The organism is Mesorhizobium sp. P2_D6 (assembly GCF_056404315.1).
In genome coordinates this window covers 50,349-74,266 of sequence record NZ_JBFUEG010000010.1, presented here as the reverse complement: position 1 = coordinate 74,266, position 23,918 = coordinate 50,349, and the positions used below count along the sequence as shown (strand labels likewise).

Genomic DNA, 23,918 nt, shown 5'->3' with positions numbered 1-23,918 from the left:
ACCCATGCTGCTAATTCGGCCGAACTTCGTTGCTCTGGATTCCTCGCATCTTGGCAAGGTCGCGGAAGACAAAACGAGCAAGGATAGCGCGCGTCGCCAGCGTGCTGCGGCTTTCGAAAAAGGCTTCGAAGAAAGCGGTGGTGTGCTGCTGCTTTGTTGGCATCACTTCGAAGAGCTGTTCTCGCATCGAGGCGAGGATGTGGTGGCGCAGCGCGTCGCCTATCTTCAATCACTGCCAATGGTCGCTACCATCGCCTCGTACCGAAAAGACGACTTGATTGGTTCAATCCTTGACCTGCAAGCATTTGAAGTTGCGGCGGCGTTCGAGAATAAGGCAGCGGATGCCGTGGCGGTGCGCAACACAGTTGCCAAGAGCATGTTTCGGCTCGCCAGCGGCGCCGATCTCGTTCGGCCCTTCCTGGAAAACTGGTCGGCACTCCGCGCTGGTTTCATCGAGGGGGAACAACGAAGCCAGGAGGTGATTGCAATATCCAAATCCGTTTTCGCAGACAATTCCGATGCCAAGATCGTTGACCTCCTCAAAGAGCGGCTTCGCGCATCGGATGATATGCAACGGCAGTTTCAACATATGCATGGCCGCCTTGCGGCGGATATCCAGAAGCGTGGCGACGAGCGTATCCCCGACCCGGAACGGTCCTCACGGGAGTTTCTGGAAGTAGTCAGGCGCCAAATGGGGACGATCCGCGCTGACAACCCAGCGTTGCGAATATTGGAAGCTCTCAGCATCGACCTATCCGAGATTGGTCCCGACACAACGGTTGCCGATGTCGGCGACATGGCCGCGTTTCGAAAAAAATTGACGGTGCTGAACGAAAGACTGCGCGTCTCGCTTCCTGAGGTCATCGCTAGGGTGAAGGAGGATCGCCTGCCGTCCGGCATCATTTCGAACGCCATCAGGAGATTCCACCCGGATACACGGAAATGGGACGGGAGCGAATTGAACGACCGGCACCTTGCCTGTCTCTCAGCCTATGCCGACGTCACTTATGTCGACAAGCGAACCCATGAAGCGTTCAGACTAGCCCGGCAGAAATCACAGACCTTTGTATCCCTCGTACGCCATGTCGAGAAGGCCGGAGAATACCGTGACATTGCGGCGCAACTCGCGGCTCGTTTTGGAAGCCAGCCTGACGATACAGCACCCGGATCAGAAAATGCCAAAGGCACCTAAACCGACCCAGAAAGTCGCAGAACATCATTTATGGAGCGCCGAAAGCGCTAGGCAAAAGTCGCATGAGATGCAGATCGGAATTCAGCCTAATCTAGTCTATCCATAGAGACTTGATGCGCAACCCGGTCGGCAGCTGGGACTTAACGGTCCGGCAGGTTTGGCAACTAACCGCAGAACCAGCCGTTCCCGAAGTTCCAAGCGAATTTCAAGACCGGCCGGCGTCACAATGGGCGCCGGACGAGTCCCCCGCCCCAGTACAACTTTTCTATATGGATTAGCTCTGTAGGCGTTCTGGAGATGGGGCCGCCTTCAACGCCGACCCACATTTGAGGGGCGATGAACGTCACGCTGGGTTTGAATGACAGTCGCATCCACCGCTAATCTCGGCCCAGTTCGCCGAGCGTTTTTCTGATTCTCGCTCCCTGCTCCGCATCCATGTCCAAGTTCGCTTCCATCTGCCTGATGGTCGCCAATAGTTCCTCCTGGCCGAGCTCAGGAAACACTTTGGTCGCGGCGAAGAGGCTCGGCACTTGTCTTTCAAGTACGTCGCGCAGCGACTTGTGAGCCTTCGCGATGCGGACCTCCGATAGGATGGCCGCCAATACCCAGCGCGAGATAATCGTGAGCGTCGTGATCTGGATTGGAAGAGTGTCGGCCTCAACCGTGAACTTCAACCGGCGGATCAGACTTCGCGCAAAATCTGGTCCCCAAATCGCCGCGATCGATTGCGCCGCAACGAACAGAAAGCTGTCACGAAAATCCTCACCCGGACCACCGGTGAAAGGGATTAGAACCGCTTCCTCGCCATCTTCGGTCCTGTATCGCTTGGTGCTGCCGTGGAGCATCAGGTAAAGCATGAACAGCGATCGGGTGACGAAATTGAGATCGAGCGCCGCGTCCGAGTCCTTCGCCCGCCCCAGGAAGTCCTTAAACTTGCTGATCCCGCGCCAGAGCGCTGCCTGATTGCGCTCAAACTCGCTGTCGGAAACAATCTCTGGTCCCATATCTGCAGCGGCTACGGGGCGAGGTAGGGCGGCCACGTCATCTGACTGCCCGACATCGTCCTGATCCTCCCCAAGGTCGTGCCCTTTTGCAGTGGCGACGTCATCGGCATCGATCCTATCGATCGTCTCGACATTAACCATCCCGCGCAGGACGATCTGCAGAAGCGCTTGAAGAGCCGGATTGTCGCCATGAGCAAGCCCGGCTGACTTCATGCTCGCGCGGAGATTGAGCGCCTTCCTGAACTCATCAGGTGTAGCGAAATCCCGTCCTGCGATACCGCGAGTTGCGCTTCGCCCGCCTGCAGCGCGGATTCTCTCCAGTGCCGGCCCGCTCTTGGCATCGTCTTCCAGCAGAAGGTGGATGTCTTTTGCTAGGCCGATCAGGTCGGCGTCGCCGCTGAGGACTGCATCAAGCTTCTTCCTGATGGCGTCGGAGACTGGAAATGGCGCGAAACGCATCAGCTCTTCGGGACTGGCGATGATCATTGGTCGACTGATCCTGCCGTCAACCAGGCAGACTCGCGCGATATTCGAGTCGAGCTCCACATCACCAGTGTCGGCGATCCACAGTCCGTCTGCGCGTTTAGCCAGCGGGAAATGCGGCTCGCCCACCTTTATCGACGCCACAGCATCCGGGACATTTGAATTCGGCGACCAGACCAATCGTCGCGCGCGCCGCTCAACGGACCCCGCCATAAAAGTCGCCGTGTCGGAAGCGGCTTCGGATTTGTCTGGGGGCACTGCAATGTCGACAACTGCAATCTTGGATTTGTAGGAGAGGTTCAAGTGCTTCTTCGCAGATCCACGCGGGAGCTTCCGGAACAGGAGGCATTCGTGATTTACGCCTGCTTTGCCAGGCACCCCCAAAGCAGCGACAGTGCAGTTCGCGCTGCCGATGAAGAGGAAATCGTGATCGCTGCCATGAAAGAGGAACATCTTGGCGTGAAGGAAGCGATCGTCGCTTTCACCGCTCGCCCCAATGGGGTGAAACTTCAACGCCAGTTTGCCGATGGCGCCAACCGGAAATGTAGATGATCGAGAAGGGCTGCGGGCGTTCTGCGACAGAAAGATGCGCAGGTCCGGCTCGCCGACCGCAGCATTCAGTCGCTTCAGGGCGGAAAGTTGGTTATCCCAATAAGGGGAGATAATCGTCAACCGCTCAACAGGCTCATCGACCAGCTTGAGCATCCTGTCAGCGAGGCCGCTTGTGTTCGACGGATCGGATAGCAACAGGTCGATCTGAGACCCGTCCGACAGGTTGAATGGGGTGTCTCCCTCCAGCCCATCATCGTCGATCCAAGGGGACTGGCTGCGTAGCAGCTCAAGCTTGTACGCGGCCTTGTTGTCATCGGCGGGACCGATCAACGTCGACACCCATCGATGTGCCCTGACGAAGAGCGTACGATGAATTTCGCTATCCTGGTCCTCATCTCGCGCCTGCCACGACAGGGTCGAGACGAGTTCCAGATTGCCTGCCCAGCCCGCCGAAGTGACATTCGCGGATCCCACGATCAGTCTGGCTTTCGCCTTTCCATACCGCAGGGCTAATTTTGGATGGAAGCACGATGTCGTTGTAACCGGGACCACCAGATATTTCCGGCCAGCGTTCGCGAAGGCGTCCGGGATTGCCTCCAGCGACTGCTCCAGCATCGAAGCATCGGCGAGCAACAGATTATTCTGACAGCCGAGTCCACGCAGCCTAAGTTGCAGGCTAGCATCATAAAAGGCAGGATCGACGCTGAAAGTCGACAAGATCGAGCTGTGAAATCCTCCCTCCTTGAAGTCATCGAAGAGGCTATGCGGCATTAAGAAATTCCGCGCCGGCAGCGGTAATGGTCCCTGTACTCTCGTCCACCAGATGAGCATCGCGCGCGAACGTAAGCAAATTCGCTATTCTGGGCTGAGTATAGGTATATTCGCCAAACTCGCCGTCCACCAGGCATCCATCGTCGAGCGTGAACCTGTAGGTGAAGCGCCCTCCAGTCGCCAGCTTCTGGCCGGCAATCATCAGATGGTTCGATACAACGAACTTCTTGATCAGTTTGGCGATCGTGAGCCTGGCATTTGCTGCCGAGTTGAGGTCGAGAAATCTGAAGACTCCTTCGGCCGACCGTCCTTCCACGGTTTCTCGGAGCAGCTCATCACGAACTTGCGTAGCTTCTCTCCAGCGAAGCCAAAGCGACAGGATAAGTTTGGTGCTGCCCGTGACGGCCGATGCCTCGGGCCTCTTTTTGGTCGATGCTGCTGCAAGCAACTCTGCTCCCAGATCATGTTCTCCACCGAGGCCACTCAAGGCTAAGCTCGCAGCGAGGTCCTCTGTAGAAGCTTTCTCATCGCTGACCGCGGTCGATGCGAGGCTGGATGCTAGTGCTTCAACTGAGGTCGGCTCGGCGACCTGGTTAGACAGCCCGACGATGTCGTTGAGCCATACCTCGAGTGCGATATGACAAAACTCGTTCAGAAAATAGGCGCGCCATCTCGTCAGGTTTTGGCCGCCTTGGGACGGGGCGCCAAGGCTTCCAGACTGTACATAGAGTTCCCGGCGCAGATCAAATTCGCCCTTTGAATCGGAGACCACCGCCAATACATTGCGAAGCGAAATTCGCCTCGCCTCGGCGGTCGGATCATCGGCTCGACCGCCTTGTAAAAACTCTTTCAGCAATCGCGCTTCTCGACTTGAAGGGTCAAGATAGGACGGATGGAGTGCCTCGGAAATCGTCTCGCAGTCCGACCGCGAAATTCGACCTGACTTGACAGCTTTCAAGAGGAGTGCGCAGGCCTCCGGATGCTCTTCCTGAACGGCAACGGCGAGCGCTTTTCCAGCGGTGCTCGTCACGCCATAAACGCGGGCAGAGGCGCTGTCGATCAACCCCATTTCCAGCATGCTTGCGGTGTAGAATTGGCCGAAGTTGCCGTACTTCGCCTTCAGATACTGACCGTCTTCACCGGGCCTGTTTGTTGGTTTGATAAGATCGAAAGTCTTCTTTGACGTATCAGCAGCTTCGTATCGCCACCACTCCGAGCCCGCCATGCCTAGGGCATTTGCGGCGTCTCCGATCTGACACGCCAGCGCTATCGCCGCTTCGCAGCGCCGGATGAATTCTACCCATTTATCCTCTTTGGTCGTGTGATGGATTTGCTCAAATTGCCACACGACCCAACAATAGAATGAGTAGTATCGAAGCCGATTGGTCACGTTTGTTAGGCCTGGCACAAGCGAGGTGTACAGCCTCACGGATGCAGCCTGAAAGCCGAGCGGATCCCGGCCCGCTGAGAAGCTCCCCGGCTTCGTCCAGTCTGTTATATTTGTCATATCCCCCATCACATCGGCCTGCGGCGTCGAACGTCAGCGAGTGGCAGCTATACCACCGTCGCCGTCAGGAAGCTGCCGGACCGGAAAGGCGTCATTAATACGTTTGTCGGACCAACCAAAAAAGCCAATCCAAGCATCGAAGTCGCAGAATTCACTTATGGGACAGCGCGCGTGGCTCGAAGCTTAAGCTCTATCGCGCGCAGCCTTTTTCGGTTGGTTCGCCGGGAAGATCCAGGCGCCTTAGTGCTGACTGACGAGCAGTCAAAATGCGTTGATCAAATCGCGTAGGGTGCAGACTGGAAATTCAGGCCAGTGTCTATTTTCCAACATTTGAGGTTCAGTGTAAAGATTCGAGCGTCTGCCTTGGGGTCAGAAACTGACGTGGCTCGCGACTGAATCAGTGTTTCGTTTCAATCATCGCTGAACATCCATGTTGCCCAAAAGCTGCCGCTAAGAACTGATACGCGTCCGTTCAAATGGAGTTCATCGCAAGTCAAAATCGGTACCGTCATCATAGCGGTAATCGTGCCCCTGATAAGATTGCCGGAACTTGCACAATGCCCCTGAGAGGGAAGCCGAACACTGTTACATCTTCACCCAATCTGACGCCCGTCCTTATTTGTGCAACCGCCACACCGATGCCGTTCTCTTTTTACGACAGCCAAATCATTGATTGGATCTAACACCACTACCTTTCCAGGTGATCGAACCGCACCAACGGATGTATCAACGTGACCGTTCGTTATGCACCTGATCACTTACTACAAAAAAAGCCAGTCTCTGAGTATGCGATCACTGCCGTTTAGCAATTTGATGGAGCCGGCGCACTCACCAAGAAGACCCAATTCAGTGCTTCAGGACTGCTGCAACGCCCGGGCTTTTTCAACACTATCAGTGGAGCGCTGACGATAGCAACAATTGTGATGCTCGTTGGATATTGGTGACATCCTCATCCGCCTGCACAATCGCCCGTGTCACCGATTGCGCTCGCTTGGCCAAGAATTCGTTTTCCTTTTTCTCCTTTATCAATTGAATGGCCGCAGGCTGTCTTCCTTCCGAAACCGATATACGTGCAGCTTGTAATGAGCGACTTGCCCCGCCACCCTTGGTTGCCAACTCCTGCAAGCGCGCCTCAAGTGTACCCGGTTGGGACGCCAGCTTTGATGTCTTACCACCGGCTTGAATGGCTACCCACTGGTCGAACGCTGACCGATAGGCGGTGATAAGCCCAACTCGATCCGACTCAGTAACGTCCGGAGAGGACGCCACTTCAACAAGCAATTTTGAAAGCAAGAGATTCGCCGCATCTCGATCTCCTTTTAATAAACTTTCCCTCGTGGAAATCCAAGTTCTATGAAATGGCAGTATCGAAACCTGACCAAAATTTTCGTCAACTATAGTGTCTCGCTTCTCCAATGCCAACACCATATAGTCAATATCGTCAATTGTGGTTTCCGTTCCGTCGTCTCGCTTAACATAAAGCTGTCCGTCACGCATTATCAAAGATCTGGTGTTTAACATCTCCTTGGAGACGCCTGCGAAGATTCGATATCCACTTCTGTCCAAAATATTTCCCGTCAAGGTGCCAAATTTCGTATCGACTCCATCGGCTCCAAGAAGCGCGGCCAATCGACCGGTTAGGTCGGCGCCTGTTTCGATCGCAACGGCTCCGACCGGGCCCGCGATAGCGCTCGCTGCGTCGGCAACGAGATTAAGCAATCCTTTCGCAAAGCCGGTGTTTGCGAAGCGACAAAGAGCGGCATACATCACCACCCCGTCCGCCTTGACTGGAATATTACGAGCCGCGTATATATTACTGAAAGTGATGTTTTGAGCCGCCGTTTTGTCCTCGGATTTTTCCAACCCACTGGTTATCATTTCGCTTCCTATTACAAATGGGACGCTTCGCAGAGAATCTCCATAAGTATATTTTAAGAAACAGCTACACATAGGGACAAAATCAACACCATAGCGCCCGGCTTCAGCCAATCGCATCTCTACTATACGAACGCTAAAGTAACTGCGTTCGGCTACAAACGGTTCGCCCTCAAGCAGACCAGATTTCTGATCGCCGGCGGCATCTTCGGTCAAGCGACCGGAAAACGTCCGCGTGTTCGCCACGGCTGTAGCCTCACCAATCGACCCAAGCACGTTAGCTAACCAATTCGTTTTCATGGTTTGTTGAGCCTTTCTATTCGTCATTTACGATTGCGATTGCCGAAGCCCATATCGGATCTCCGCGATTTCTGTTCATCGCCTCGTAACACGCAGAACGAAACGCCTCGCTGACCCGATTACCGTCCAGAAGATAGCTGCGATAGAAGCTTTGCACGTAGGTCACTGCGGTTGCCTCGCTAACTTTCCAGCGAAAACCCATAACGTTGTTCACGCCTGCCTTTGTCATTTCTATCGCGCTGCGGATCGATCCGCTTTGGCATGACGAAAGAAAGACTAGCTCAGGGATTTGACTAGAGTTGGCTAACCAGGATGCAATGGCTCTGACGGACAATGCACTACCCGTAAAAGGATCAGGCCCCGGGACTATGATGTATGTACCACGCGAATCCCCCACCGAATGCCCATAAAAGTGAACGACATCGAAAGACCCACTCTCAAGCTGCTTCCGTAGCTCTCTYTCAAAACTAGCCGCCGAACTGCCGGGCCCCAAAATCGTTAGCGCTGAACCGCTACAATCGGCGCTGCCTTTTGCCTGCAGCTCCAGCGTTAGCCGACGCATAAAACTTTCCACGTCGCTGGTTAGCGCCAAAGTGTCGAGTTGCTCTGCAGTCTTCTGGCCAGTGATTTCGTCGGAGATCTCAACCACCCCTTGCGTCGCTCCAATCACAAGAAGGATGCGGCCACCCTTCTTTTCACCTACGGGAGACCTACTCTGAAGCTTACGAGCCATAGGAATTGACGTACAGAAGAAATTCTCAGGCGTCAGATCCTCATTTGCAACTTCAAACGGCAATAGGAACAATTCCTCCAGGTTTTCATCGTCAGCATCGAGATGAAAACGAAATTCAAGCGACCCTTTATCTGTTTTCATTTGATTAATTAGTGTCGTACCAAATACGTCTTCCAAAATGAAGCCATAAAGCTCCCGGCCATAGCCTTGCAACAGCGTCTGCCAACCCGGATTCGGATTACCATCTATGAATGAGAGAAACTCTTTGGAAAGGCGTATCAGCGTCTCAGGTTGCCAAGACAGACGATAGAACCTATCGATCTCAAAGGTGTAGTTGCGATCCCGTATTAGGTAGTGCGCTGACCTCAATTTAACAGTAACAACCACTTGCCGAGACTGCATAGATCTGTGCCGACCAAGGACGTCGATAAGTGCGTCAGTAAACTTCACTCTGGCGCGCTGAATATCCTCAAGATTTTCAGGAACGGGGGGGGACCAGATAATTACATCCCATCGCTGTAGTACTTCGTAAATAACCTTCTCGAGATTGCCGTGGCTAATCACTAAAATTGCGACCTTCGCAATCTTGCCGTCCGTCTCTTTGCATCGAAGGAACCTAAGGAATTCGGCGGCAGGCGCTCCGTCGGTGGGTTCAGGATCGGTAGGTTGCGCTCGTACTGAGCCATCTAGGATAATGCATTGCGGAATCTGCCCTTCATCGAGCGCAGCTCTCTCAGCCTTGATCGAAGATTTACGATAGATGTCCAACCTAGGAACGCCGAAGCTCAATGGAGACATACAGAGGTCTCTGACCAATTCGTCGAGCGCATCATCATCAGTCACTAGATGGACTGCATGGTTGATGTTATCCACCCCCTCATCGAACGAGCTTAAGGACACAACCGCACTCATTGATTAACTCCGGCACCGTTAACCTTCCAGTTTAGAGGGGAAGTTCATTGTGAACCCGGCCCAGAACCACGCAGATCCCGCGGTCAGGCGAAAGCGTCGTATGCTTCCGCCATGTGCTTGGACTATCCTCTCTATGGTCGCTAAGCCTAGACTGCTCTCGTCCCGCGCAGCGATCTGGCTGGCCTCAAATGGGTCGCGCGAAATATTCACCTCTTGTGTACTCTCAGTCAGAGCCAGACCATCGATCCGAAGCATGAGCTCGATCCCATGCCCTTTGTGGAATACCTCTACAACGACCCGCGTCGGCTTGTCGTCAAACACCGGCCGAGCTCGGAGCAGATGACCGAGCGCTGATCTAATGGCGAAGCGCACTCTTCCTACATCGCCTTTCATGACGACTTTGTCAGAGAGAGACAGGGTTATGTTAGCTCGATCTCGCGAGGGTAACGCAGCGACAATTTTCTTGATCGCCTCTGTGAGATCGAAGCTTTGCTCTTCGCGCCGCGGCTCTTTTGTCGCTGAAAGCGCCTCGGCTAAACGTTCAAAAGTTATGTCAACCTTCCCTATCTCTTCCAATGCCCTTTCGACAATCTGTGTGGTCACAACTCCGCTCTCTACATTCGACGCGCCGGCCGCAACCGTCTGCAGAAAGTGTGAGGCAAGCATTAACGAGCCGCGGGTCTGTTGCGCGACGTCGTTGACAACCTCTTGAAGGTAACGATACTCCACATTCCAATTCAGGTTCTCCAGATCGACAAAGAACCATACCGAGATAGGAAAATTATCTGCTAGGTCATAGCGATTTGCCAGTACTGGGTGCACTTTTCCATCCGGCCCTTTCAGACTGATCCTTCGACATGTGTCGGGCAATCGACCCGAAAGAACTTCTACCGAAGTGACATCCGCTGCGTAATCCTCTAATTTTTTCGACGGTTCTTTGGCGACCCCAAGCAATCGTTCAGTGGCGACCTTATTTCGCTCAATTATATCTCCATCTGAGTCTGTTATTACGATGCCATCTGGCGATTTGTTAACCAGGAGGGAATTCAACTGCGCCCGATAAAGACGGTCAAGTTCTCTCTCAGCGACCGGGACTATTCGATCAAGTGTCTCTAAATCTGGACCATGAAATGCGTTCGGCTCCGTATCCTCGATGTCCAAGATCCAATACCATGAATTGTGCAACGCAATCGGATAAGTGATCGCCGACCTGAAAGCAGTTTTTCCACGAAAGTAGCCATAGGCAGGTTCTCCACATTCGGTCTCATCTATCTTCAAGCGAACGCGTTGTTCTACGCCCCTCCCTTTGTTAGCCTCGAAGGTTGCACCTAACATTCCTAAATTAATTGGCTGAACGCGTCGTTCGTGTTCCTTAAGCTGCTCTGAGCACGCGGCCTGAGCGACAAGCTTAAACTGCTCGCGTCGTTCATCGACAAGATAGATCCCAACGTAGTCCCATTGCAGACTCGATTGAATCTGGCCAACTAGCCGCGTGGTCGCATCGTCCAAGTTTGCGGCTGCGCGTATTTCTCGCTGGACGACCCTCCGCGTCACTTCAACCTCGTCGTTGTACGCGCTTTCAAACTGGAGGAGGAACTGTGGGAGACGAAGCTCTTCAAGGATCACTCTAGAATCTGCGCTGTAAGTCTCCGCTTCGTTAGATGCGAGGGACAAGGAACATGAAAGCCGGTGGGGACCTCGTATTGGCAGGACAACGAACGAGCGGATTCCAGTAGCGAGGTGCCTACGGAACACAGGATCATTTTTGAGTTCAGGAAAGGCTTCCGCATATCTATCGATGTCGGGCGACCAAGTGTCAGTAGTATTAAGCCAATCAGAGGTGGCACTGGAAATGGGCACCCAACGAGATGGCCAAAGCGACGGGTTGGGCGGCACGATGAGAATGGGTCGAAAATGGAGATGTGAGTCCGAATATATACCGAATGTCGCCAAGTCGAACGGCACGTAGCGCTTCACGACGTCCAAAACGCGTCTGATGCGATCACGCCAAGGCTCGTCGGATAGCACGGCAGATTGGATCTCTTCGCGCCCTCGCTCCATACGAAGAGATTCCATCACTGCGACGACACCAAGAATGGTATCGTCCGGTCCCATATCTGGCGAGATCGCCACCAACACAGGATCGTTAGGAGAAGCTGCAACTGTAATTCGCAAACTGCTACTTTTCCTCTGCGACAAAGCAGCCTCAATCGCGTTGCCAACAGACTCACCACTCTCTAACTGAAAGAGCTCAGAGAAAGTTTTGCCGAGTAGATCATCAGGGGCAGAGACAAACTCAGCACCGGTATGGTTGTTGTAAGTGATCGTGCCGCGGTCGGTCAGGCGGAAGACCCCATAGGGAACAACGTCGAACCTGGCTGTCTCCGCGTTGCGGAAAGGCTGACCGTCATTGAGCAACGCAATAAGCTCGGCTCCGTCCATTGCCTCAGCAATGAGGCTCACAGACACAGGAATCCGTTCAGGACCGCGTTTTGAGTACCCCTGCAGTCTCTCGCCAACAGTCAGCGGTCCTCCCGCTGAGCGTTTAAGATTCAGCAACTTGGTCAAGTTGCCGCCAGTGTAGTTAGGTAGGAGGTCGCGAAAGGCGGAGCCTACAACTAGAATCTTGCCTGTGGTATCGATTGTGCAACAAGGAACCGAAGATGATAGCAGGAAGCTCGCAACGTTGGATTGCGTATGTAAGGTTGGTGCATCGGACTGGGTAGCCACTTTAATCACCAAACCTTCCTAGCGTTAGGCGACTATGTCCACTGACGCAATCGAAGTACCATTGTCTCATTGTCGTTAATTTAGTGCAAGGGTTCTTTCATATCTTGTTTTCAAATATTTAGCTGAAATGTCGAAGTGGTAATTTTAAAACAACTCATACGATGCCAGTTAGCTTGTGCTTCCCTTTCGCTGCGAGTTGAGCGGCCATTTCAGGACGGTACTCCCAATGCCAGGGTTCGCCGCTTACCGTACGAATAAACCCGAACTTTGGGCCGTTCTGACTCAACCAGTCATAAACAGGATTGCCTTGGAAGCCCCCGACGTTTAGGTCGAAGGCCTGACCATGCTGGTGATTAGAAAATCCAGGTCGCGCAGCCGTCGCAAATCCTGGTTGGTGATTTTTGAAACCTTCGTACAGATACGCTTGCTCGGCATAGGTTCGGAATCCACTCCGCAACGCCACTGTGACCTTGGATTGTTCGGCGGCTGCAACGAGCCTGAGATATGCCGGCAATGTCTCGAGCGTAATCTGTTCCACCTCGAGCGTGCTGTCGACGATATTCACCAGTTTCTTCTGCCCGACGAAGTTTCCCTTTTCCCAAGCCGCCGTAGCGCCCCTTGGATCATTGTCAGTGGGGTCGACTTCGCCGAGAATTTCATTGACGAACCGGCCCCTCAGATTGCGCGACGATGTCCACCCGATTGTCGTGGGAGGGTTGGCGTCGGTCGCAGCTTGAACATATACAACTCCATTGGGGCCGATGCGGGTTCCAAGCACCCGGATTTTAGTATCGACCGGTATCCGCTTGAAATCTCCGGCGTTTCCGCCGGCTAATGCGGCCTCAGAGGCAGACAAAGTGACGAAGCTGAGCAAGTCGTCGTCCCTCCGAATGCGGGCATCTGGGTTTTCCACCACAAACGTCTTGTCAAGATAGCTGCTGGTGGTCATTGCTTCCTCCAATTGCGCATAGGTCGCACTGCACCCGCAATGTCACAGAACTGGTACTGCGGCCCCAACGGCGGCTTGAGCGTCCTTGGACAATGCGGCCATGGTCAGATCATCCAGCTGGTCAGAGGCTGCCAAACCGATCTTGGTCCTGTATTGATTGAGCGCAGACTGAGTACGTTTGCCCCAAATTCCATCAATGGTGCTGGGATCATAGCCAAGATACATCAGGTAAACCTGAGCCGCTCGGACGCGCAGGTCTGGCAAAGCACCCGAAATTAGTTTTGCGTACCAGCTGCGCAGGTGCTCGTCGTAGTTGTTTTTCCAATATGCGGGACCGTTGTAGCCGGTGGCAAAGGACTTCCAGTCATGTGCGGCGAGGGCACCGGCGAGATCGGAGGCGAGTATCTCCCTAACGCCGGCCAGGAGTTGTTCATCCTCTGAATAAAACATCTGCTTGACCATTACTTGTGGTGTGGCGAATCCGAGGCGCTTGAAGTTAGCGCCTAAGGTTTGAGCAATACCCCAGCTGGCGCTTTGCAAGGCCGCAGACTCGTCCAAGGCGGCCGCTTGCTTCAATCGAGCATATTGATGCGCACCGCTGGCGCCGTAGTTTCCGGCATTAGGCGAGCTGATGTCCGGATGGGCCACGTCGAATTTGCCTTGTGTCAACCGATGGAAAATGTGCTGCTCGTAAAGAATTTGGGGCGAGCCATTGGCCCAAAAGCCGCAATAGGGTGGATCGGTTTCGGTAAACAGAACAGCCCAGATTTCGGATGCCTTTACAGCGAGCTTCTGGCAGGCATTTTCCAATCCGGCTTGGGTAAGTGGGATCGCTGCACCGGTCGGAACGATGGGATTGGCCGCCGGCGCCGGCCCCGCCGCTACCGACCCTGGGGCACGAGCGGTGACCGGGCCGCGGGCAGCAGGATTCAGCGCCACAGGCGCGGACGGCAAACCAACCAGTGCAGCTTTCAGGCTTGCCGTAGCTGCCGCAAGAGCGGGCGCCAAGTTTGCGAGGGGTGACGATTTGCCGGAATCTATCACCGCCTGAACGGCAGCCGCAGCATCGCGTACCTTTTTCGCGGCATGCTTCCAATCGTCATCCACTCGCTCCTCGTAGATCGCAAACAGTGCATCGTATTGAACTATTAGTGCGTCCCTGTCGGGTGGCACTGGCGTTTGGTTGATGCGCTCCTGCAATGCTGCAAGGGCGCGGCTCATCGTGTCGGCCAGTTCGCTCATGTGACCTCCGAGGTATCAAATTCCGCTTCGTCGCAACGCTACGAGGCTCTGTCGCGCGGCGCTCACGTTAGCCTTCAATTGGGCACTAGCATCGACAAGTTCCGCTAATGTGATGGGATTGCTGGGGCGATCGAAGGCGATGATCAATTGCGAGAAGGTTGAGTCTAGCTTGTCGATCAAAACCACGTAATTCGCGACGGCGACGCGATATTCTTGCAGTCTCTCGTAAGGTGCTCGTGTGCGACGCAGATCCAAAGTCAGATATTCGTACATTGCCGGCGCGCCATCCCTAAGCGCGGCGAGAAGATCGTGCACGGCCCTCGCTCCGCCTACCGCCATGTGCCGCGCCTCCGCGACGTTGGCCGCAGCGGTAATGCGATCAAGAACGGGGAGCAAAGCCTTGGCGACGACCGCGACCTCCGGGGCACCGGCTATAGCCGAAATATTGGCCGCCAACGTTTCAGCCTGAGCGTGAACGGCGTCAATTCCGGAGCCGTCAACCAGACTCTGCAGCACATTTGCATAGTCTTGAAGTACAGTTAGGCCATTGCGATAATTTAGAGCGGCAGGCGTTTCACTGATTGTTGAAACATAGTAAGCGTTATTCAGCTCGAAGACTGGATCTTTTGCGTGAAGCCGCGAATATCGAGCCTTTTCAGCGACATTTATTTCATCAACGAGCATATCCGCGGCAGACTTTACGGTATTCACTGCTGATACGAAGGCCTTGGTCTCCTGAAGAGGCGGAGTCGCGCAGGCCGCTAGGGAGAGAACAAGAACAAGAGATGACGCAGCATAACGCATGCAAAACATTCCTAGAAACCCAACGGTGACCCGCATCAGCGAGCATAATAACCCCAACCAATTCACTTCGAACCCTCGGGTACTTTTTGTATTTCCAGTTCTAAAATCTCCTGTGAGGAACCTGGGGGAACAGCGCTGTCGGTAGCCTTAAATGTGAATTGGGTCTTCGCTAAAGGCCCTGTTGGCGTGCCACTGATCTTTCCCGCATCAGGGTCCAATAGGATGCCATCCGGCAAATTGGGAGAAACCGACCATTTAACTGGCGGCGTTAATCCGGATTCTAGAGTTATGGTCGGATAGGGAGTACCGACGGCCCCTTGCGGCAGGATTATTTTTAGTGCTGATACGCGCTGCTCAGTTGGGTGATTGTCAGCATCTGGAGCGGAGCCAAAGTAAAAACCAACGATCGTTCCCAATACGCCAATTAGAATTGTAAGAATTTGTTTTCCTCTGTCGAATCTTTTGTCCGCATCTGCCGTTTCATTTAACATAATAGTTGAGATGGCGATGATCATCGCAATTCCGACAGTCGCAACTGCTATTAGGAACGTGATCAACCCCCTTGCGAACTCTTTGTGCGAAAGCTTTGTCAGAAGGTTTTCAGACCATATTCCCCAAACAAGTAAACCGACTACAATTAGAATAAGTAATGAAAACAATACTGCAGGTAAATACTGAGTAAAATTTGGTTCAGGTCCAGAAGATATTTCAAGCGTGATCACCGACCCCGATGGCGCCGTTGCCCCAGCAGGCGGATTTGTTGCCAAGATACCGCCGGTCGGAACCAAATCGGTGTGTTGATTTTTGACGGCGCCGATTTGGAGACCGACACCTTTCAGAGCTAATTCTGCGGCGGGTTGCGTCAAGCCGGACACGTCCGGCACGACGACCTGCGCTGCCGCTCCGCCCGACAGCTCTAGATCTACGGTCGAACCCGTAGCAACTTGCGTGCCCGCACCAGGATTCATCTTGCTGATCCGGCCGGACGGTACCGTTGCATTGGGCGCGGCCGTCACTGYGCCAACAACCARCCCCSCGCTCGTCAACCGCGCTTCCGCATCTACCTGGGTCAAGCCGGACACGTCCGGCACGACGACCTGCGCTGCCGGTCCGCCCGACACTTCCAGATCCACGCTCGAACCCGTTGCAACTGACGAGCCCGCAACGGGGTTCATCTTGCTGATCCGGCCGGACGGTATCGTTGCATTGGGCGCGGTCGTCACTGCGCCAACAACCAACCCCCCGCTCGTCAACCGCGCTTCCGCATCTGCTTGGGTCAAGCCGGACACGTCCGGCACCTGCACGTCAGCCATATTGCTCAAATTCCTCAAAGGTAAGGTTGGAATTGGAATCAACCTTTCGACGGCGACTAGCTTCCCTGGTAACTGGGTCACTCGTGCCCAAGCCTTACGGTTGCAGCCCAATAAGTCCGTTGCAAACTGGAGCCGTTAAGAAGATTCTGCCTCCCAGAATTCCCGCAGTTTTGTTTCATCTCCATTGAACATGTCGCGGTCGGAACGACCGATTCCACGAACGGTGTGGGGTTCAGGGCCAAACGCGCCATCAGTATACTGCCACATTGTCCAAGTCGGCCAATTTGGAGGAACTACTGGGGTCGGTCCGTATTGAGCCAGCCAGAACCAACATTGCCCTAAAACAGGGTCAGAATTGGTGCCAAGTAGCTGTTTAATGTAATGGCCGGAATACAGACCGGGGAAGTGGCCAGTCTTTTCACGGACGTGAGTGACAAAGGCTCTGGCCTCTTCAAGGCTCATGCTGGGGCCAGTTGGGTTTGGTTCGAGATCGAGGACCAAAAGTCCTGTGTTTCCAACTACGCCGAGAAAATTTTCTGCTTGCCTGACTCCATCGCTCCCCGTACCGAAATGGTACGCGCCCCATAGTAAATTGGCAGCCGCCGCCCGCCCGCGATTCCTAGCATAGGTCGGATCGACGCCAGTCTGTCCCTGAGTCGCCTTTTGTATAACTCCAACGATCCCGTCAGTTTGAGCGGTGGCCAAATTGACGTTGCCATTGTGATGCGAAATGTCGATTACGCCGTTGAAATTAGGCATTCTCCCGCTCCCAATTGGCCTAAACTACTCGTCCGGTTGAATATCGATAACGTTTTAAGGCTCGCCGTCGATAACAACCCAAGCGTTGTCGATAGGTTGTCCGTTATGATGGGGAAAGGCGGTCCCCGCGAATGTTTGAAGGTCAGAGATAGCCGCAATAACTCGATCGCGGCTGTCAACGAAGGGTATGTCAGTATTACCGCTCGCTAGGGCGCGAGTCAGATTGATGCAACCGATACTCGCCAGAAACCCGTGGCCAGGATGGACGAGTATTTCCGAACGGTTTCCCGTCTGGCGCAACTCCAGTCCAGGCTTGGGTGTTTGGTCAGAATCGTTGCTAATCAAGTAGCCCAAAGTGACATAGTGTGGGCCGGACTGAGTGGCCAAGGGATATGTCCCTGCCTCAACCCTTCGGCCATTTCCTGCCACCTTATTGTCGCCTGGGCCCTTGGTTTCGACCGTAGTGCCTTTGAGCGTCTCTTGGGAAACCCCGTTGTGATAGATTTGGTAAGTGCCAATAGTGCGTCTTCTGCCCTGCCTTTGCTGAACATTCTGTCGGACTATATGTAATTCCCATCCATTTCCTACAATTGGCATATGCTCCTCCCTCCCTTTGATACTCGCTACCATTGGTTCCTTTCCGCAGGTCAATTCCCGGCGTGGGTTTGCCAATAGTGGGATTCGAACTGTCGGTTCGCGGTGGAGCTCTAGGCAACCTTGTTGAGTTTGTGAGCGGTTTCGATGAACGGCAATTGCAACCCTCGACGAACCAGCAGGGAATGGTCGATACCAAGGATTCTGCGGACACTGGCGAGAGCCGCCTCATCCACCTCGATGTACGCGACAATGTACCATTCGCCGTTTTCTTCCCGCGCCATGCCCATCGGCTCGGCCCGCCATTTGAGCGCTCCGTGGTGCGGCATGAAATAGGTTTCCTGGATGCCGCCTACTGCGCTGAGGCCCTCGTCGAGCGCATATTCCATCACCGCGCAGCACAGCTGCGTCAGCGTGCCGCGCAACCCGGTCGAGCGTTTGTCGGTGACCACGTACGTGCGTGTCCATTCGGCCCAGTCGGGGCGCCTCGGAACGCCCGATTTTTCGCACATATGAGGAAAGACTTCCGAGACCATATGCGGTTCGCTGGTTGGGATCAGCCGCGCAGAGGTGACCACGCGGCCTTCTTCGATGCCAAGCAGGTATGTGGCCGCGTCCGTGTCGAATTGGTCTAGCTCGCGGCCATCAGGGCTGGCCGGCCGCCAATGTTTTTGATGGACGAAAAAGTCGTGGCGCCGACGCAAGAATTCGTCGAATTCGCTTTCATAGAGATGCTTGTTCAGCGCATTGACGACATGGGCTTCTATCATAGCGCAATCCCCCATCGTTCCCAGTGGGATAGTCGCAGTCGCGCTAATATACGTCACCTGTCCGATCGGACAGTTGACGCGCTCAGGGATGAATCAAGCGCCTGCGCACTGCTTCAACAACAGCCTGCGTGGTTGTCGCGACGCCAAAAGCTTCCCGAGCTCGCGTAGAATGCCATTTGACGGTGCGCTCAGTCAGGCCAAGAATCTGAGACGTTTCCGACGAGGTCTTGCCGGCCGCGGCCCACAAAAGGACCTCTTTCTCCCGATCGGTCAGGGGACCTTCATCCCCCTCATCGTCATTTGACAAAGCCTGAATCGACATGCCCGCGTATACCGCCATGGTAACCAGTTGCACCTGTTGGCGGGGCGACAGACTGCATCGCTTCGCGGAAGACGCGAAGGACAGCACGGATTGCCAATGGTGGACGCTTAACATCGGCACGGCGAAACCGCTGCAGATGCCAAACTCCGTTGCTTCGCCGGCAACTCGTCGCGAGCCTTCGGTATTAGACCATTTTGCTGGCACGTCAGCCCAAAGAAACGGCTTCAAAGTCTTCGCCGAATAGATGCAGACGCCATCGACAGCGGCATGTTCGGCTTCGACATAACGCTCGAACCACCCTGCGGGCCAGCCATTCAGTTCGACCATCGGCGCAAGCTTCTGCCCGCCAAGAGGAACGCCGCTCAAGATGAGGTGTTCGAAGCCGAGATTTCGCACGGTCTCCAGCAGGTCGCCCAGCAGCGGCCCCGTCGCCGTGTGGTTTCTGCAGCGCTCGACAAAATCAAATACGTCTGCATCGATCATGTAAGCGATCCCTGCGGCACCCAATCCATATAAGTCTAACCTGAATTAGGAAATCCGAATACAGGATTTACAGAAATGTTCTCACGCGTGGAGAACTGCAGCTGCCTTAGAGACTAGTGCCGGCTCCAACCACTGCCGATCGCCTTTCTGACGACGCTGGCGCCAAGAGGAGGTATGCTCTCTATATCTTCGATGGTCCGCAGGACTGTATAGTGGTCGATAAATTCGGAGTAACGCCCGGGATTGACTCCAAACCCATAGAATACAGTAAATATGTGGTTTTCATTATGATAATCATCCTCATCGAACGTCACTATCAACAGACTGTTGTTTTTCCTCGACCAATTGGCGTAGCCACCCAGGTGATCTTTCAGCCAGGTATCGGCCTGCTTTATCGTGCCATCGTGCATGTCATTTTTGAGATTGGGGATCACGAAGCTAACGGATGGCAGCCTCGCATAATCGTACGGGAAGTCAGTCAAAGACGTCTCAAATCCCTTTGCGTCTGCAAACGATTCCCAAGGATTGTGTTTTCGCGGCGATCCGGCTTCGATATAACCTGCAAATGTCTTGCCATGGGCACGAAGACGAGCGGCCAAGTTCGGCCCAGCAAAGCTGTGCATGCCATCGTCATGGACCCCATGTGTCAAGCCGCTGAAGAGTGCGAAGTAATTGGGTTGGCTGGGATGAGCGACGCCATAGGAGTTCTCAAAAATCGCGCCACCCTTCGCTAGTCTTCCCAAATAGGCAGCTGATCCTGCCTGAGAAATCTGATCAAAGGAGTGGTTCTCCAGGATGACGACGACGACGTGGTCATATTTTGGGGGCCGGCTCGGCGAAGCGACAGCAATACCAGCGGCGCTCAGCGCGATGCTGATCGTTAGGACAACTATAGAGAACCGTTGAAGTGACGGGTACTCACTCTGCTCGCACATGGAATTCCCTCTCGATGATGCAGGTCGACGCGGTAATGCTGCTATGCATTGCCATTCATTTCGCGGTTCTCTTCGATTGTTTCCAACCACTCGCGAAACACTATCCGAATGAGATGTAACCTGGCAATTTTCGTTTCGGCAGCAATGGAGCTGAGGACGCTCTCAGTCGCCGGTTCCAACGGTAAGGCGCGGACATTTCTGGGCGGAGCGCCGATGCCGCTGAATCCGCCCTTCTGGGCTCGCACCAATCTTTCCGGGACTTCGCTCGCGTTTGCAGCGCAACGGCTGCCAGTTCTTTAGCGTCAGTGGATGTGAAAAGATGTCCCATGCCGGGTATGCCCTCCATCATTCGAACGCGAAGCCCCCCTCCTCGAAAAACTCTCGTGCCGTTTCATCGAAATGACCGTCCGCGATCGCATCGAGGTCTAGATGGCCGCCTCCCACAGCTGCCTGCAGATCACCCATCAAGGTAAGCTTCTCCGCCGCCCAACCAAGGCTGGGAAAGAGCTGTCCGCGCTTGAATTTCTTGCCCAGCTTGCGCCAGGTCGAATACACCTCCTTCAATAGCCAGCGTTTAGGATGACGCGAGTAGAAATCGACCCGATCGAAGATCGACCACTCAGCGAACCGCAATCTTGGTGGCAAAGCCCGGTTCATGAGCTTTGCAAACTCGATGGCCGCACCCGGTCCACTGCGCTGGTCGTCGTCTGTCGACGGAGGCATGAACCGCTCATCCAGAGCCGCCTGAAGAATGAAGGCATGCCGATGGTCAATAGTGTCCTGCGTCTGCTTGGCGCTTTCCTCGTCGAACGGCCCGATGATGAGTGCGCCGCTCTCGTCGTCGAAGATGATGTCGTCGGGGTGCGGTACAATAATAGGTTCGCTCTCACCTTTTGCCCTTGCTTCGGCAATGAGCTCACGGGCAACCCGTTGGTAGGTCCGCCAATAATCGCGAGATTCCCTGATCTCTCGAGCCTTGACTTCGTCGGCCGTTCGCAACCAATCACCCAATAGGCCTTGAGAGCGAGCATTGCCATTTAGGGCGTTGGCATACACCGAGTGTACAAACGCCGCACGCGCGGGAACCTGCGTGACCTTGCCACCCTCGCGCATAGTGACCTTTTTGTCGGCCCCTTTGAGCACGGCTTCAAGCATGGGTTGCTCAGCAAGTGACAGATCGGGCGGTGCCTTACGTGGTCGACCCTTTGGGTTTGGCGAGGGGGCGCCTTTCTTGAAACGCGTATGTTCTGGTGGACTGCCGTAGCCGGCGCCGAAGATAATGCGTTGCGTGATCTCATTCTGGACATCCTGGCTGAGCTCAGCCGATTTTGCCTTCTTGGAGGCGCCTTTTCCCTTCTCAGCGGACATTGGAGCGCCTCCGTTTCGAGACTTGGCCGTTGGCGCTGATAGGAGACACTCCGCGCTGGCTCGCAACAGTGTCGAAGTCGGCGCCATTGTCGCCCGTCAACGCTCGTTTGCCGGTGTAGTTTTGCCAGCGCGTGATGATGGTGTCGCAATAGGCGGGATCGTACTCGATGAGCCTAGCCTGCCGTCCGCAGCTCTCCGCGGCAATCAAAGTGCTGCCTGAGCCGCCGAATAGATCGAGGACGATCTCGTTGCGCCGCGAGCAGTCCTTGATCGCATCCGCGACCAGTGCGACCGGCTTTACGGTCGGGTGCATAGAGAGTTCGTCAAGGCGATTGGCCCCCAGGCTGCTGATACCTGCATAGTCCCAGACATTCGTGCGGTATCGCCCCGTCTCGCCAAGGCCAAAGCTGTTGGTGTGCGGAGCAGTGCCTATCTTGAAGACGAACACCAGCTCATGCTTCGAACGATAGAAGCTGCCCATGCCGCCATTCGACTTATTCCAAACACAGAGGTTTTTCAGTTCGGTGAACGCCACCTCGCCCGCATCCTGAAGCTCGCGCATATGGCGCCAGTCCATACAGACAAAGGCGATGGCGCCATCCTTGGCAACACGCGAGGCATTCGACAGCGTCGCTGTCAGGAACTCGGTGAATTCGGCACGGCTCATTTCGCCGGAGGCGAAGGCAAACTCGCGGTGTCGGACGGATCCGAGGCCACCGACATTGCCATCGATGGCGACGTTATATGGTGGGTCTGTGAAGATCAGATCCGCTGTCTCGCCTCTCATCAAGCGAGTGACATCGTCGCTCGACCGGGCATCGCCGCAGATCAGCCGGTGGCGGCCGAGCAGCCAAAGGTCACCCTGCTTCGAGACCGCCTCGCCTAGAAGTTCGGGAATGAGATCGGCAGCATCATTTGCGGCCGCGGAAGCCTGTTTCGCCTGGTCGAGTGTCAGGTCGATTTCCGCGAGCGAGAAGCCGGTCAGCGTTAGATCGAACTCAATATCGATCAGTGCCTGCAACTCGATTGCCAGGATCTCCGTGTCCCAGCCGGCGTTCAATGCAAGTTTGTTGTCAGCCAGAACGTAGGCGCGGCGTTCCTCGGTACTAAGGTGTGAAAGCCTGAGCGTCGGTACAGCTGCAATACCCAACTCCTTCGCGGCCATGACACGGCCATGACCCGCGATGATCTCACCGGCGTCACTCACCAGGACCGGATTGGTGAAGCCGAAGCGCGAGATGCTTTCGGCAATTTGTCGGATCTGCTTCTTTGAATGCGTTCGAGCGTTGCCGGCATAGGGCCGAAGGGCCGCAACAGGCTGCATTTCGATCGATGGAGAATTCATCTCTAAATATCCGCTCGGCTGATTACATAGTAGATGCGGAAATGGAGACGAGGGCGGCGGAAAAAATCAAGGCTTACTGATCAAGATGGCGCCAAAAGGTTGATTTTTACTGTATTGCCCGTTTAATACCGATTTAAGAACACCTTCTCGCCACGTTTAATGAGTGCAATTGTTGCACTCATTTCAAAAATGCGACCTAAGCCGAATCAGTCACCTGACTTCTCCCCGGCGCTCGTTTCAAAAACGCTGCTGGAAAACAAGCAGAGGAGGCACTGCACCGGGGCGCAACACCTGGACGGAAGCTATTCCTTTTTCGGTCGAACGCCTGATCCGATCGAGATCCTCCTTTGTAACAGGATCGCACGATTTTGGGTCGGTTTCGTCCCATAGGTTCTTGGCGACAAAAGAGTCCACGGCGGTATAGATCGCCGAGGGCGCCGCCTCTCGCTTCGGCACCACATTCTGTTTGATGAGCGCAGAGATCACCCCAGCGAGTAGATCAGCAGATTGCCTGAATGTCACTTTCGAGACGATCTTGGCCTCCTCAGCATCTCGTGGATCCAGTGCCCCAGCCTGACTGGTGGACAGACAGTGGTGAGCTGCGAACAACCAGTCATGGACAATGTAAGCCGGACCGTAGCCCCAGGGTGATAGCCCCGCGAGACCCCGCACCAGGGGCGGGATTGAACCTCCGTCGGTGTAGTGCAAACCGGCTCGGATTTCAGAGACATTGAGATCCTGTCGTAGTTTCTCCGGGAGGTGATAAATGAGGGGTTCGCCATTGTAGGGGTAGTAGACGAATCTGTCTTCGCCGACCCAAAAGATCATCAAATTCCCGGATATCTTGCCCGGGTCCTTCAGATCGATGCTTGGGCTCGCGCAGCTGACAAGCGCGGTCAGGGCAGTCGCGAACCACCAAAGCTTTCTGGATCGCAATACAGTTAGCTTGGACAACACCCTTAACTTCGACATTGA

Annotated in this window: 17 protein-coding genes; 1 reads left to right on the top strand and 16 read right to left on the bottom strand. The window is 54.6% G+C overall.

Translation table 11 applies throughout. The features are described from left to right. Positions 1–4: 4 nt before the first annotated feature. On the top strand, positions 5–1,192 hold the full coding sequence (locus AC1D1L_RS21425; protein ID WP_477343445.1) for a hypothetical protein: 1,188 nt from the start codon (positions 5–7) through the stop codon (positions 1,190–1,192). A gap of 377 nt (positions 1,193–1,569) precedes the next feature. On the opposite strand, the gene AC1D1L_RS21420 is transcribed toward AC1D1L_RS21425, so the two are convergent. From AC1D1L_RS21420 to AC1D1L_RS21345, 16 genes are all read right to left on the bottom strand, one after another. Next, the gene (locus tag AC1D1L_RS21420) at positions 1,570–4,002 is read right to left on the bottom strand and encodes a hypothetical protein (RefSeq protein ID WP_477343444.1); all 2,433 of its coding nucleotides are present in this window, start codon (positions 4,000–4,002) and stop codon (positions 1,570–1,572) included. Next, on the bottom strand, positions 3,992–5,392 hold the full coding sequence (locus AC1D1L_RS21415; RefSeq protein WP_477343443.1) for a hypothetical protein: 1,401 nt from the start codon (positions 5,390–5,392) through the stop codon (positions 3,992–3,994). Before AC1D1L_RS21415 ends, AC1D1L_RS21420 begins: the two co-directional genes overlap by 11 nt. Positions 5,393–6,400: 1,008 nt before the next feature. Then, entirely contained in the window at positions 6,401–7,711 is a 1,311-nt protein-coding gene (locus AC1D1L_RS21410) for a hypothetical protein (protein WP_477343442.1), read from the bottom strand. Continuing rightward, the gene (locus AC1D1L_RS21405; protein ID WP_477343441.1) at positions 7,701–9,329 is read right to left on the bottom strand and encodes a CHAT domain-containing protein; all 1,629 of its coding nucleotides are present in this window, start codon (positions 9,327–9,329) and stop codon (positions 7,701–7,703) included. The genes AC1D1L_RS21410 and AC1D1L_RS21405 overlap by 11 nt, the downstream gene beginning before the upstream one ends. 18 nt (positions 9,330–9,347) lie before the next feature. Then, a complete protein-coding gene (locus AC1D1L_RS21400) occupies positions 9,348–12,068 on the bottom strand; it encodes a PAS domain-containing protein (RefSeq protein WP_477343440.1) in 2,721 nt (906 codons plus the stop codon). A 145-nt stretch (positions 12,069–12,213) separates the two neighbouring features. Further along, on the bottom strand, positions 12,214–13,008 hold the full coding sequence (locus tag AC1D1L_RS21395; RefSeq protein ID WP_477343439.1) for a M15 family metallopeptidase: 795 nt from the start codon (positions 13,006–13,008) through the stop codon (positions 12,214–12,216). Positions 13,009–13,050: 42 nt separating this feature from the next. Continuing rightward, positions 13,051–14,250: an N-acetylmuramidase domain-containing protein gene (locus AC1D1L_RS21390; RefSeq protein WP_477343438.1), complete on the bottom strand. Its 1,200-nt coding sequence runs from the start codon at positions 14,248–14,250 to the stop codon at positions 13,051–13,053. A gap of 15 nt (positions 14,251–14,265) precedes the next feature. Beyond that, complete coding sequence (locus AC1D1L_RS21385) at positions 14,266–15,054, bottom strand: hypothetical protein (RefSeq protein ID WP_477343437.1); 789 nt, start codon at positions 15,052–15,054, stop codon at positions 14,266–14,268. A 62-nt stretch (positions 15,055–15,116) separates the two neighbouring features. Continuing rightward, the gene (locus tag AC1D1L_RS21380) at positions 15,117–16,367 is read right to left on the bottom strand and encodes a PASTA domain-containing protein (RefSeq protein WP_477343436.1); all 1,251 of its coding nucleotides are present in this window, start codon (positions 16,365–16,367) and stop codon (positions 15,117–15,119) included. A 135-nt stretch (positions 16,368–16,502) separates the two neighbouring features. Then, a complete protein-coding gene (locus AC1D1L_RS21375) occupies positions 16,503–17,126 on the bottom strand; it encodes a glycoside hydrolase family 25 protein (protein ID WP_477343435.1) in 624 nt (207 codons plus the stop codon). Between the two features lie 707 nt (positions 17,127–17,833). Continuing rightward, positions 17,834–18,490, bottom strand: a complete 657-nt coding sequence (locus AC1D1L_RS21370; protein WP_477343433.1) for an acyl-homoserine-lactone synthase — start codon at positions 18,488–18,490, stop codon at positions 17,834–17,836. Between the two features lie 82 nt (positions 18,491–18,572). Further along, on the bottom strand, positions 18,573–19,295 hold the full coding sequence (locus AC1D1L_RS21365) for a LuxR family transcriptional regulator (RefSeq protein WP_477343432.1): 723 nt from the start codon (positions 19,293–19,295) through the stop codon (positions 18,573–18,575). Between the two features lie 113 nt (positions 19,296–19,408). Beyond that, complete coding sequence (locus AC1D1L_RS21360; protein ID WP_477343431.1) at positions 19,409–20,230, bottom strand: alkaline phosphatase family protein; 822 nt, start codon at positions 20,228–20,230, stop codon at positions 19,409–19,411. A 345-nt stretch (positions 20,231–20,575) separates the two neighbouring features. After that, complete coding sequence (locus AC1D1L_RS21355) at positions 20,576–21,598, bottom strand: DUF5681 domain-containing protein (RefSeq protein ID WP_477343430.1); 1,023 nt, start codon at positions 21,596–21,598, stop codon at positions 20,576–20,578. Then, positions 21,588–22,943 (bottom strand): site-specific DNA-methyltransferase, encoded by a 1,356-nt coding sequence (locus AC1D1L_RS21350; RefSeq protein WP_477343429.1) that lies wholly within the window; start codon positions 22,941–22,943, stop codon positions 21,588–21,590. The genes AC1D1L_RS21355 and AC1D1L_RS21350 overlap by 11 nt, the downstream gene beginning before the upstream one ends. Before the next feature lie 237 nt (positions 22,944–23,180). Continuing rightward, entirely contained in the window at positions 23,181–23,915 is a 735-nt protein-coding gene (locus AC1D1L_RS21345) for a hypothetical protein (protein ID WP_477343428.1), read from the bottom strand. Positions 23,916–23,918: the final 3 nt, after the last annotated feature.

Coding starts and splice junctions, on each gene's coding strand:
- AC1D1L_RS21425 (WP_477343445.1), top strand. CDS start 5: ATGCTGCTAATTCGGCCGAACTTCGTTGCTCTGGATTCCTCGCATCTT.
- AC1D1L_RS21420 (WP_477343444.1), bottom strand. CDS start 4,002: ATGCCGCATAGCCTCTTCGATGACTTCAAGGAGGGAGGATTTCACAGC.
- AC1D1L_RS21410 (WP_477343442.1), bottom strand. CDS start 7,711: ATGACGAATAGAAAGGCTCAACAAACCATGAAAACGAATTGGTTAGCT.
- AC1D1L_RS21395 (WP_477343439.1), bottom strand. CDS start 13,008: ATGACCACCAGCAGCTATCTTGACAAGACGTTTGTGGTGGAAAACCCA.
- AC1D1L_RS21390 (WP_477343438.1), bottom strand. CDS start 14,250: ATGAGCGAACTGGCCGACACGATGAGCCGCGCCCTTGCAGCATTGCAG.
- AC1D1L_RS21385 (WP_477343437.1), bottom strand. CDS start 15,054: ATGCGTTATGCTGCGTCATCTCTTGTTCTTGTTCTCTCCCTAGCGGCC.
- AC1D1L_RS21375 (WP_477343435.1), bottom strand. CDS start 17,126: ATGCCTAATTTCAACGGCGTAATCGACATTTCGCATCACAATGGCAAC.
- AC1D1L_RS21370 (WP_477343433.1), bottom strand. CDS start 18,490: ATGATAGAAGCCCATGTCGTCAATGCGCTGAACAAGCATCTCTATGAA.
- AC1D1L_RS21365 (WP_477343432.1), bottom strand. CDS start 19,295: ATGATCGATGCAGACGTATTTGATTTTGTCGAGCGCTGCAGAAACCAC.
- AC1D1L_RS21360 (WP_477343431.1), bottom strand. CDS start 20,230: ATGTGCGAGCAGAGTGAGTACCCGTCACTTCAACGGTTCTCTATAGTT.
- AC1D1L_RS21355 (WP_477343430.1), bottom strand. CDS start 21,598: ATGTCCGCTGAGAAGGGAAAAGGCGCCTCCAAGAAGGCAAAATCGGCT.
- AC1D1L_RS21350 (WP_477343429.1), bottom strand. CDS start 22,943: ATGAATTCTCCATCGATCGAAATGCAGCCTGTTGCGGCCCTTCGGCCC.
- AC1D1L_RS21345 (WP_477343428.1), bottom strand. CDS start 23,915: ATGTCGAAGTTAAGGGTGTTGTCCAAGCTAACTGTATTGCGATCCAGA.